The sequence below is a fragment of the Enterococcus sp. AZ077 genome, assembly GCF_051714965.1.
In the GTDB taxonomy this organism is placed as follows: domain Bacteria; phylum Bacillota; class Bacilli; order Lactobacillales; family Enterococcaceae; genus Enterococcus_B; species Enterococcus_B hirae.
The window spans coordinates 2608683-2620886 of the sequence record NZ_JBIOSX010000001.1; the positions used below are offsets into that span (position 1 = coordinate 2608683).

11 protein-coding genes are annotated in these 12204 nt (G+C 37.4%); all 11 read right to left on the reverse strand.

Features of this window, described 5'->3' with window-relative positions; translation table 11 throughout:
* Positions 1 to 170: 170 nt before the first annotated feature.
* The 11 genes from IGL28_RS12075 to IGL28_RS12125 all read right to left on the reverse strand — a co-directional run bounded on the left by IGL28_RS12075 (position 171) and on the right by IGL28_RS12125 (position 12202).
* A complete protein-coding gene (locus IGL28_RS12075; RefSeq protein WP_081128849.1) occupies positions 171 to 845 on the reverse strand; it encodes a DUF1003 domain-containing protein in 675 nt (224 codons plus the stop codon).
* A gap of 53 nt (positions 846 to 898) precedes the next feature.
* The gene (locus tag IGL28_RS12080; RefSeq protein WP_081128851.1) at positions 899 to 1891 is read right to left on the reverse strand and encodes an aldo/keto reductase; all 993 of its coding nucleotides are present in this window, start codon (positions 1889 to 1891) and stop codon (positions 899 to 901) included.
* 179 nt (positions 1892 to 2070) lie between these two features.
* The gene (locus IGL28_RS12085) at positions 2071 to 2910 is read right to left on the reverse strand and encodes a GH25 family lysozyme (protein WP_081128853.1); all 840 of its coding nucleotides are present in this window, start codon (positions 2908 to 2910) and stop codon (positions 2071 to 2073) included.
* 168 nt (positions 2911 to 3078) lie between these two features.
* On the reverse strand, positions 3079 to 3891 hold the full coding sequence (gene msrA / locus IGL28_RS12090; protein ID WP_081128855.1) for a peptide-methionine (S)-S-oxide reductase MsrA: 813 nt from the start codon (positions 3889 to 3891) through the stop codon (positions 3079 to 3081).
* Between the two features lie 192 nt (positions 3892 to 4083).
* Positions 4084 to 4824, reverse strand: a complete 741-nt coding sequence (gene truA / locus IGL28_RS12095) for a tRNA pseudouridine(38-40) synthase TruA (RefSeq protein WP_081128896.1) — start codon at positions 4822 to 4824, stop codon at positions 4084 to 4086.
* A gap of 132 nt (positions 4825 to 4956) precedes the next feature.
* Positions 4957 to 5592 carry a DUF998 domain-containing protein gene (locus IGL28_RS12100; RefSeq protein ID WP_081128857.1) on the reverse strand — a complete coding sequence of 212 codons (636 nt, stop codon included), beginning with the start codon at positions 5590 to 5592 and terminating at the stop codon, positions 4957 to 4959.
* 186 nt (positions 5593 to 5778) lie between these two features.
* Positions 5779 to 7227 carry a response regulator transcription factor gene (locus tag IGL28_RS12105; RefSeq protein WP_034867981.1) on the reverse strand — a complete coding sequence of 483 codons (1449 nt, stop codon included), beginning with the start codon at positions 7225 to 7227 and terminating at the stop codon, positions 5779 to 5781.
* Positions 7228 to 7231: 4 nt separating this feature from the next.
* Positions 7232 to 8959, reverse strand: a complete 1728-nt coding sequence (locus tag IGL28_RS12110; protein ID WP_081128859.1) for a sensor histidine kinase — start codon at positions 8957 to 8959, stop codon at positions 7232 to 7234.
* Positions 8952 to 9566 (reverse strand): YesL family protein, encoded by a 615-nt coding sequence (locus tag IGL28_RS12115; protein WP_081128861.1) that lies wholly within the window; start codon positions 9564 to 9566, stop codon positions 8952 to 8954. The genes IGL28_RS12110 and IGL28_RS12115 overlap by 8 nt, the downstream gene beginning before the upstream one ends.
* A gap of 223 nt (positions 9567 to 9789) precedes the next feature.
* On the reverse strand, positions 9790 to 11244 hold the full coding sequence (locus IGL28_RS12120; protein WP_010721013.1) for an ABC transporter substrate-binding protein: 1455 nt from the start codon (positions 11242 to 11244) through the stop codon (positions 9790 to 9792).
* A 37-nt stretch (positions 11245 to 11281) separates the two neighbouring features.
* Positions 11282 to 12202, reverse strand: a complete 921-nt coding sequence (locus IGL28_RS12125) for a carbohydrate ABC transporter permease (RefSeq protein ID WP_010721014.1) — start codon at positions 12200 to 12202, stop codon at positions 11282 to 11284.
* Between the last annotated feature and the right edge of the window lie 2 nt (positions 12203 to 12204).

The following is a 12204-nucleotide window of genomic DNA, read 5'->3' on the forward strand; positions in this document are numbered from 1 at the left end:
TATAGATGCACACTTCTTTTTTCTTTGCACACTAAAATTAGTGTGCAAATGTTGATCATTTCTCTGATAAATTTGTGTAGCTCATTCATGGTATCAAAAAAAATAAGCCGTAGTTTCGCAAAAATGACTCCTTTGTGCGAATTCCAGCTTATTTTCAACTGCTTGTCCTACTATTCACTTTTTGTCGTTTCTTGGAATTTTTCATTTAATTGGGTTAATAACTCAATTTGTAATTGTTGTAATTCCAGCATTTGTTGCCATTGCTGTGACATCAAATAATCGATTTTTTCATGCAACAAACTAATTTCTAACTCAGCTTTTAGGTTTGTTTGATAATCATGGTCGGCTGCTATCCGATCTCTAGCTGCTTGTCTGTTTTGACTCATCATAATGATCGGTGCTTGGATAGCAGCTAAACAAGAAAGCACTAAGTTCAAAAGAATGAACGGATATCGATCAAATGATAGGCCAAAAAAATGTAACGTATTCAACAAGATCCAACTACCTAAAATCACTACAAAGAGAAAGATAAACGGCCAACTACCACCAAACTTGGCAATTGCATCTGCTGATTTTTGACCAAAAGTCGCTTTTTGATTGATCGTTGTATTTAAATTTTGACTAATGATTTGCTTATTTTTCAACTGCTCTAGCATTTCTTGATTAATTTTTTTTGTTTCATTCTGGTCTTGAATGATTTTTTCTTTTATATACTCAAAATGATAATTCATAAAAGTAATAAAAGGGATTTGGGACTCTATGGTCAGTTTCTTATTTTTTTGTAAAATAAATGAACGAATATCTGTATCAATTGTTTTCAGATGAACGTAATCTTGATGAGCCATGGCAACTCCTCCTTTACGTTATTTTTCTGAGAAAAAGGAAAAAACAGCTTTCATTAGTGTCCTAAGATTTGTTCAATTTTCTGTTCTTCTTCAGGTGAGAAGGAAAGATTATCCATCATCCGAACACTTTCTTCTAATTGACTAAGTCGACTAGCGCCTACAAGCACACTGGTCACTGACTCTTGTCGTAGATTCCATGCTAAAGCCATTTGTGCTAACGTCTGTCCACGCAAATCAGCTAAATCCTGTAATTGCTTGATCTTACCCAATGTAGGTGTCACTTGATCTTCTGATAGAAAAGGAATTTCTTTACGATGGGCTCGAGAATCTTCTGGAATCCCATGTAAATAGCGTTTAGTTAATAACCCTTGCGCTAAAGGACTAAAAGTAATAGCTCCCAGACCTGTCTCTTCTAAAACAGGTGCTAAATCTTTTTCTAATAATTCTCTTGAAAACATATTGTAACGCATTTGGTGGATAATAAATGGAGCGTTCATTTCACGTAAGATAGCAGACATTTTCTTCGTGTCTTCCCCGTTGTAGTTGGAGATCCCAATATACAGTGTTTTCCCTTGACGAACTAATTGCATAAGCGCTTCTGCCGTTTCTTCCAAAGGTGTATCTGGATCAGGACGATGATGATAAAAGATATCTACGTAATCTAACCCCATCCGTTTGAGGCTTTGATCACAACTAGCAATGATCGATTTACGGGAACCCCATTCTCCATAAGGCCCTTCCCACATGTGATAACCTGCTTTGGTTGAAATAATCATTTCATCACGATACGTTTGAAAATCTTCTTTAAAGATCCGACCAAAGTTTTTCTCTGCTGCTCCTGCTGGACCACCATAGTTATTGGCTAAATCAAAATGTGTGATCCCCATATCAAAGGCGCCACGTAAAATTTCCCGTTGATTACTTATAGGATCATAATCACCAAAGTTTTGCCATAATCCTAAAGACAGCAAAGGCAATCTCAACCCAGATTTTCCAGTTTTTCGATACGTCATTTTTTCATATCGCTGCTGATTTGCTACATACATATATTCTTCTCCTCCTAAACAAGTATACGTTTTCAAAAAAATGTGGTTTACCACTTCTTTTTTCCTAATCTGCGTATGTGATATTTCGTTGTTGATAACTATTGTTCTATGTGAATTATACGCTTATCGTTGGCGAATTACTAACAAAAATCCTCTTTAGCCTCAATCATCACCATGGATCATTTGGTAAATATCCCTAGGTAATCGGTGTTGATATCGAATTGTTTTTCGGTAAATTCTGGAAAGTATAAATCACTTGCCCATTGCCAAGCAGCTTTTTCTATATGTAAAAGTTCGTTTTCTGAAGGATTCTGAGGCCATTGTGCTACCCAGCAATTCTCTTTTCCTAAGACATCCAAGTCTAAAGTTCCATTCGTAAACCATGAAAGATTGGAATAATGAACCACCTGGGAAAAACCAGCTGCTTGAATGGCCTGACTAAACACTTGCGCATTTTCAGTCACTCTTGCTAGATTCATTTGAGGATTTTCACTATCGTTCACAACTACAGTAGAATAAGGTAAATTTAATTCTTTTAGATAGGCTAATAAATAGTAGGCTTCTTTTTCGGTGTCTTCTGCATAATTAAACCAAGCATAATGATAGACACTCACTTTCAACCCCGCCTGGATAGCATTCGCAACTTGTTCAGGGGCCAGTGGGTTCCTATAAGAATCCCCTTCTGTTAACTTAACTACTACACCTGTGATCCCATAGTTTTTCATTGTTTCATATGCTTCGACAGATAAATAACCATTATGTGAGGAAACATCAATAAAATCTTTTGGCGGTCTACTATTTTCAGAAGCAGAAATGCCTGACCCCGAATCCAACAAATTTACTCGATTATTACGTTGTTTTGCCACCACATTGTCTAGTAAATGCTGTTTGCTTTCAGTGATAATTGTTTGGGTGCTTTCTGATTTTTCATAAGTATGGACCACAAAAAATGTTGAAAATATTGAAAATACTGAAAATAAAAAAAGAACACTAAAAACCAATAAACGCCTTTTCTTCATCATAGGTACCTTCTTTCTTTTATTTGAGAGAGGTTTCTCAAATAAGTGTACCACTTAATCAACAGCGCTTACTTAAAAGTATTATTAGATTTTAATCGTTATTAAATCATCTAGCAATTTTAAGGGAATGACTGATTTTTACAGAACATCTTCCACTTACACGATTACTTATTCGTCTTCCCCAGACCATTTTTTCTTTGCCCGCTTAAAAAATAAAAATTGTTGATGAGACTTCTTGATCTTCTTATAACGTTTTTGTTGTTTTTTGTAAAATTGTTGATGATAATTTTCAGCAGGCCAAAAGGTTGTTGCTGGCTTAATCTGTGTGACGATTGGTTCCGCAAACTGATGCGAAGCGATCACTTGTTGCTTGGATTTTTCTGCTAGTATTTTTTGTTCTTCATTTTCTACAAAAATGATGGAGCGGTATTGATTCCCACGATCCTGAAACTGTCCAAAGGCATCTGTTGGATCGGTGACTTGCCAAAAAATCGCTAATAGTTCTTCATAGTTTATCATTCGCTGATCAAAAATAATCTCCACTGCTTCCACATGCCCAGTCGTGCCACTGCTAACTTGGTCATAGTTAGGATGTTCGACCTCCCCGCCAGTATATCCGGACAACACGGAAATAATCCCTTGCCGTGTTTCAAACGGTTCGACTAAGCACCAGAAACAGCCCCCGGCAAAGACGGCTTTTTCTTGATAGCGTTCATCGATGATCTGGTGTTTCGCAAAGTCGTAAGACACTTGTCCCATCGGATCATGGGTGATCTTCAAATAAAAGTCCATGACGTCAGGCGTCAAATTCCCCCGAAGTGCTAGTGGTCGTAAAGAGACTTCAATCATTTCAAGGATTTCTTTTCTTTGTTTTCTTTCCCCTGCTTGGTTTTTCGCTTGGATCAACAATGTCCGCTCCCATTCACGGGTATTAGGGTTTAAAATGAGATTGTATAATTCTGCTAGCTCTTGCTCCACCACTTTTCCCCTCACTTCTTGGTCAAATATGTAAATTCGTCCTGAATGTATCACGAAACTAGCGAAATTGCGAATAGACCGCTTAGAGGAGTCATGGGAGAGCGTAGGCTACTCAAAAAAACTGAGACAGCCATTCTTTTGCCTGCTACAGGCAATCAAACGACTCTCTCAGTTTGTTCTATTTAATATGAATGTTTATTGGTAATACACTTCGTCTAAAAATAAACCATGTGCCGGCACGGTTTCTCCTGCCTGTTGTCTTACTTTATTCTCAAAAATATCATCAATCGCCGAAACAGGTAACTTTCCTGTACCGATTTCCAAGAGTGTACCCATCAAGATCCGAACCATCTTATACAAAAAGCCATTGCCCACAAAGGTAAAGTGCAACATGCCGCCTTCTTGTTCGATTGAGAGCACATGGATCGTACGAACTGTTGATTTTTTTGATTTTTTCAAGGCAGAAAAACCGATAAAATCATGACTTCCCATTAATTTTTGACAAGCTTCATTCATTTTTTCCAGGTCTAGTTCTTGCGGAAAATAGAAACTATGATTTCGTTCAAAAACAGTTGGAACGGGATTATTCCACACATAATAGCTATATTTTTTTCCTGTCGCATTGTATCGAGCATGAAAGCGTTCAGGCATTTCTTCCACTTTTTTGATCACGATATCTCTTGGTAGATAGCGGTTGAGAAAAGTTAGCATTTCATTACGACTCATTTGAGAAGTCGTTTTAAAGTTTGCCACTTGTCCTCTGGCATGTGTCCCAGAATCCGTGCGCCCCGATCCAATGATCTCAATTTTTTCTCCAGTCATCTGTGAGATGATTGCTTCGATTTTGCCTTGGATCGTTTTATCGTCATCTCCCAGACGTTGCCAGCCTGAGTAACGTTTCCCATCATATTCGATCGTTAATTTGATATTTCTCATGTCTTTCATTAGACTCCCCTACGATATACATTTGCACATCACGATGTGCGGTCAAGGTTTAGTCTGACACATTTATCCTGTGGTTTCAATCAGTTTTACTAATTTCCAGCATTTAATTAGGGCTACAGTCCGCTATGCCCTAATGTGTAAGATACTTAACCACACAATTGGTAAATAATTAAAGAAAAAACTGATCCGTTGACAAAAACCTAACTGATTCAAAACCGGCAATTGATTTAATCCGGGAATACGTGCTGCGCCATAAATTCCTGCAAAAATCAAACTGGCAACTAGTAAAATAAAAAAAGATTGAGTTAATTGTGCATCGCCCATTTTGCGATACAATAAGAAAACAAATAAAGGGAACAAAATAAATCCACCATACCCAATCCCTGAACCAAGATTGTGGATCCAAGTCGAAAAATTCCAAGAAGTTTCGTTCGTGTCCACACTAAATAACCCGGTAAAAATACAATCTGTAACACCATATAGACCGATGGCAGCTGTCACTAATAGAGCAAGTGGTTTTGAAGTAGTAACAAAAGCTTGATATAACGCTGGCATTGCCAAAACATACAAGCAGCCAGATATGACCGACCAAATCAAAAATGCTTTTCGTACGGGACTACCAACATCCCCAAAAAGACTGATCACAGCAGTCATTTGATTAAGTTTGGGATAAAAAATCCCTAAAACATACGGCGTCAGAAAATCACTTACTACTCCTGACAATAAAAAATAAAATCCATATTTACGTAAAAAATCCATCCTGCATCCTCTTTTCACCAACCAGAAAAAAGAAAGTTTCATGCTCGCTTTCTTTCAACATTCTGGACATCATCTAGGAAAATTGTACCGAATTATACTAATTTAAACAAGCTTCAAGACATGCGGCACCTTGGATTTACTTGATGAGGGTAATGAGCACTTTCCTCTGAACCACAGTAGCTGATTTTATACGATCATTCCATTCTTTTCACGATATTCTTTTGGTGACTTGCCGACGATTTTTTTGAACAACTTTGAAAAATAGGTTGTGTTGTTGTAGCCGATCTCACTAGAAATTTCATTGATATTTTGATTGCTATGCAGCAGCAACCATTTCGCTTGTTCCATTCTGAGATGATTTAAATAAGTTGAAAAACTTTTTTTCGTTTCTTTTTTGAATAATTGCCCCAAATACATCACATTCAAATGCAGGCTTTCTGAAACTTCTTTCAAGGTTAAAGGTTCTCGGTAGTGTTCGTGTAAGATCGTCATCACTCGTTCGACATTCTCGCTATATCGGACTTGTTTTTGCTGTTCCTTGATCAAAGATAGTAAAAGTTGATGCAGTTCTTGGACTGTTTTTGCTTGATTGATCTGTTGAATCCCTTTTAAATATTCATCGTCTTCTAGCCGAATCAATTCCCGGTGGATATCCATAAACAACAAAAAACTAAAATGACGGATATCATCCGGTGTCATCACAGCAGTTTGGAATTGGTCAAAAAATTGAGTGATCATTTGTTGAGCACTAGCCAATTGCCCGCTTTTCAACACACGATTAAACGAAGAAAAATCAATTGCCTGTTCTTTCGCTGCTTCTTGTTCGGCAAAAAAGATATGTTGGTCTTTTTCACCGTAGAATTGATGCAGTTGTAAATTATCTTTGGCATGTTGATAACTCTCAGGGATCTTATCGGGATCTGCTGTTTCATCTCCAATACTGATCAACCAGTTTTCTTCCATACTCTTCTCTTGAATGAAGCGGCAAAATGCAGAAACTGACGCTTCTTCCAGCAACAAAGTAAAGCGTTCCATGTCTCCAAAGTTTCGTTGATAATAAAAAAGTTCTTGGTGGTTTTTCAGCCACTGATTCACTGATTTCCCGACGGATCTAGACACTTGAGCGAGTAAAACTCTTCGCTGCTTCCCTCCGATTTTGTCTAAAATCTCTTCTTCACTCACTTCATCTAATTCTTCATTGAGCCACTGACTAAAAAGGACTTCTTGATAGATTTCTTGCTGGTTTTTCTGTTCAATTTGATGATCTAATTGCTGCTTCACTTTGGTTAAACTAGCAATCAGTTCGGTTTTATTAACTGGCTTCATCAAGTAATTGATGGCCCCTAATTGCATCCCACTTTTTAAATAATCAAATTCCTGATAACCAGAAAGAATCATAAATTCAAACGCATGATGTTCCTTTTGAGCCGCCTCGATAAATTCTAAACCATTCATTTCGGGCATCGTGACATCTGTTATAACTAAATCAATGGATTGATTTTCTAAAACAGACAATCCTTGCATCGCGTTTTCTGCCGTTGCGACTACCTGAAATCCCAAACTTGCCCAATCAACAATTTTTTGCAACCCTGCCAAGATCATATATTCATCGTCGACTAATAACACTCGGTACATGTTCCTACCCCTTTTCTTTAAATGTAATAGTGACAGACAATCCTCCTTCTTGATTGGTACTTAGCTTCATCTGATAACTATGTCCAAAACTAGCACGCAAACGTTCATTCACATTTTGCAATCCAATCGATTGATACAATTCGACTTTAGGATGCGCCAATCTTGATTCGATCTCTGCCAAGCGTTCCGGTGTGATCCCTTTGCCGTTATCCTTCACAATAATCTGGACTCGCTGCCCTTCACGAAACACTTTCACGCTTAAGACATTATCAAAACGTGTAAAATCGACCCCATGTTTAAAATAATTTTCGATCAATGGTTGAATCACAAACTTCGGTACTTCGATACTTGCTAATGATGGATCAATGGAAAAATGATAGGCGATCCGGTTGGGGTAACGCATCTGATATAAATAGACATATTTTTCGCAAAAGTCCAGTTCTTCCTTTAAACTGATCGTCTTTTCTTGATTAGTATTGTTTCGCAACAAGGCCGAAAAAGCATACACCACATCTGCCAATTCTTCGCTGCCTTCACTTAACGCATACATCCGAATATACTCTAACGTGTTATAGAGAAAATGAGGATTGATTTGTGCTTGTAATGCACGCATGTGGGCATCTTGCTGTTTGATTTCCAATTTATAGATATCTTCAACATATTGGTTGATGCTATCCAACATCTCATTGATCCCTATAGAAAGGTCTTTTAATTCATATTCCGTTTGGGTCGTATCGATCCGCGTCTCCAAATTCCCTTTGGCCGTTTCATTCATTGCATCCATCACGAGATCTACTTGTTGCGAATAGCGCTTGAAGGTTTGGTATAAAAAGAATAACAGACTGACATCTAATAGAAATACACCGAAAATCAATGGTGCTAAATCTTGGATAACCGCTCGTCTAACCATCGAACGATCTAAAGTAGCCAATATCCGGTAATCATCGGGTAATTGTTGGTACTGGATGAAATTATTTTTTTCAAGGTTTATCAGTGGCAAAGTGGAATTTTCTTGAAGGCTGGTTGTAATCAATTGTTCTTGGGTTGCTAGTTTATCCTTTGTCATTCCTTGATCATGGAATGTGTATAAACGGTTGGTGGTACCAGAGATCATATACAATGATAAGCCGCTAAAGGTATTCAAACTCTTTAATGCCGCATCCAATTCCGCTTTTTCAAAACCGACGAACATGCTCCCGACTTCGCTTCCACCTTGCGTGATCGACATTTTGATATAAAACGCATCTGTCAATTTAGGCGTACCACTTTTAATCACCCCACCTTTATTTGCTCTAGAAGATTCCAGATACTCAGGCAATTGACTGAAAACAACATAGACGGAGCTGACTTCCTCATAGCTGACATAAATATCTCTCATTAGATAAGGAAAAGAGACAAAATCGGTCGTTTTTTGTTGTTGATCATAAGCGTACATCAAATATTCATTGATCGGTTTTGTCAGATAAGTAGTCGCATTCTCGATTTTATCAGAGTTCCCCAATAATTGGTCTTTAATGATTTTACTTAGTGTCGTTTTATCGTTCAGTGTACGACTGGTACTTTGTAACGCCTCACTTGTTGTTCGCTTAGCTTGCTCTTGCGTTTGTACCCACGTATGAACACTGATGATAGCAGTCGCCACCGTTGTTAATAAAATCAGGACGAGCGCATATTTTCGGAAAAGACGATTCAGAAGTGTTCCTTGTGAAAATAAAATACGCCATTTATTCATAGCTTTCTAACTGCATATCCAGTTTTTCCCGCCATTGTTTGGTCACCAGCCCATTCCAAACAGTCAATAAGCCAATCACACCAAAGAGAATCAGTCCTTTATAATTCCAAGTTAGCCAAAAAATAATGCCTCCGCCAATCAACAATTTCAAAAAGGTCGAAAAACTGGAAAAGCCTGAAACAAAACTTAACTTAAGTAGGTTAGGAATCGAAATTTCGTATTCACTATCTAAAATCAAGCTATACTGATAAGTGGAGTAAATATAAAGTAAACTAAAAATCAGGATAAAATCAGTAATCAAAAAAAGAATGCCTTGAATTTGAACAGATAAGTATAAATTATAGCCAAGCAAAAATGTCCCCGCTAAAAATAAATCAAACAACACATTCCCACGGACAAATGTTTGTTTAAATGTTTCCCACCCTCGCTTAAACGTAATCTCTTTATATTCAAAACCATAAAGATAAAACAATTCGTTGACTGTTTTATAAGCAGGTCCAATCCCTAATACGATGGCTCCCATCAGTGTATAGATCCAAAAATAAAAAGTTAATTTCATGACCACCCACACTCTGATAAATAATGTTTCTAGTGCTTTACCTAACATGCGATTCCCTCCATAAAAAACATTGTATTCCCTTTCATTATACAAGAGTAGTAAAAAAGTAAAAGAACCAGTTTGATAAAAAGCCTAATGAACTTTTAGCTACTTGGTTGCTTTTCTTTCATTTCTTCGGACACTAATCAAAAAGCAGAACTCTCCAAAAATTCGACATGCAAATTTCGGAAAAAGTTCTGCTTCTTTCTAGAAACTGATTCAGTTCCTTGAATTATTTACTTTCCTTACGAAATGCATCATATTGTTTTTGCATTTCTGTTAATACTTTGTCATAACCTGCTCTGTTCAAAGCATCTTTTAGTTTTGGTAATGTTTCATCAGGATCAACTGTCCCAGTATTTAATCCATCTAGGTATTGATTCATGACATTTGAGATATTACTTAGTTCTGTTTTTACGCTATCTGTATTGAAACTAAAGCCTAAGATTGGAGAAGTTTTTGCTTCTTCGATTGATTTATCTCTTTCAGCGATCATTTCATCTGTGATCGTATCTTGTGTGTATAAGATTTCATTGTTACCGGTATTCCAAGCAGACATGTGCATGTTTGGTTGGTACCCATCTAATAATTTGATCTTGTCATCGCCATCTTTTTTCCATGCTTCGCCTTCGATACCCCAAACTAAACCATTCAATAATTCTGGATCGCTATTTAATAAACCTAAAAATTCAACTGATTTTTCTTTGTTTTTAGAGGTATTTGATACGACAAAGTTGGCCATTTGTGCTTGTCCAGTTGACTTCAATGGAACAGTGATTGCTTTTGAAACCAATTCTTGTTTCGCTGCATTAGTCAAGATCGTATCGCCATAATCGTATGGTCCTTGCGTTTCGCCACGCATTAACCAAGTATTCCCTTCAAGTGGGTAATCTTTATTACTAGTAGCAGCATCGCTAGGAATCAATCCTTGTTTATACCAGCTGTGCATCGTACGTAATAATTCGATAAACGTTTTGTTGTCGTATTGATTGATGATCTTAGTGTCATCGCCGTTCAAATCAACCGCAAATGGTAATGTATTCCCTAATGGATAATCGAAATCTCCTTGGACCTTAAATCCTTGTCCAATCGCAAAAGCAGCTGTATTTGGGTCTTTTTTATGGAATTCTTGTAACACTTTTTCCGCATCCTGATAAGATTCGATCCCATCAATCGATAAATTGTATTTGTCTAATAACGGCTTGTTGAAAGTCAACACTTGTTGGGCAAACACGTTGCCATTTACTGGAAAGGCATACAATTTTCCGTTAACTAAATTCCCTTTGATATACGCTTCATCTAAAGAATCATACGCTTCTTTCGCATATTTTGGTGCTAATTCTGTCAAATCAGTAAATGCACCCTTTTGCGCATTTGATACATAGTTGTTGGCAAAGGCAATATCGTAGTTTTCACCAGAAGAGATAATGACATTCATTTTCTTCTCGTAATCGCCCCAGCCGATGTAGTTGATGTTGACTTTGACTCCGATTTTATCTTCGATCCGTTTATTTGCAATATCCATTAACTGATCGAAATTCTCTGGTTTATCACCGATTTGATACATTTGAAGGGTTGTTGAATCACTTGCTTCAGCTTTTTCTTTTGTCCCCGATCCGCAGGCTGCCAATGTTCCAACCATCATTGCAGAAACGCCAGTAAAGGCTAATTTCTTCCATAACTTCATTTTTCTTCCTCCTAAATTGTTTTATATTTTTATTGCATTACTCTTTTACTCCACCAATCGTTAATCCTTTAACAAAATGTTTCTGGAAGAATGGATAGCTGATCGCAATCGGTAAAGTAGAAATCACGACGATCGCCATTCGAGCTGATTCTCCCGGAACAGAAGCAAGTCCGCCTGTCAATTGACTGCCCGCTCCTGAATTTTGTGTCAAATATTGAATATTGCTTTGGATCTTCATCAATAAATATTGCAAAGGAACCAGTTTATCATCTTGAATATAAAGCAACGCATTAAACCAATCATTCCAATACCCTAAGGCAGCAAACAAACTGATCGTTGCAATCCCTGGAATTGCCAGCGGTAAAACGATTTGCACAAAGATTCGCAGCTCACTAGCCCCATCAATTCTTGCAGATTCAATGATCGAATCTGAAACCGAGCGTTTGAAGAACGTTCGCATCACGATGATATTGAACGGGCTGACCGCCATTGGCAAAATCAATGCCCAGATCGTATCTTTTAACTGCAAGAGATTCGTCATTACTAAATAGTTCGCAACCATCCCTGGTGAGAACAACATCGTGATCAAACAAAATACGGTAAAGAAGCGCCGAAATGGGAAGTTTGATCGTGAAATCGCATAAGCGTATAAAGAAGTCGCTGTACTATTGATCAAAGTCCCTAGAACAGTGACAAGGATCGTCACAAATAAAGCTTGGAAAATCTTGTCTTGCATTTGACCGAATAAGTAAGTATACCCAAATGTACTAAATTCTTTTGGCCAAAAACTGTAGCCATATTGTGTCAAAGCGGATTCTTTCGTAAAAGAAATCGCAATCACGAATAGAAACGGTAAGATGCAAGAAAGAGCAAACAATGCGATCAACAAGTTAGAGAAAAAATTGGTTGTTTTGTTAAATGAACGAATCTGTACTCGTTCGACTTTCTTTTTTTTCATTT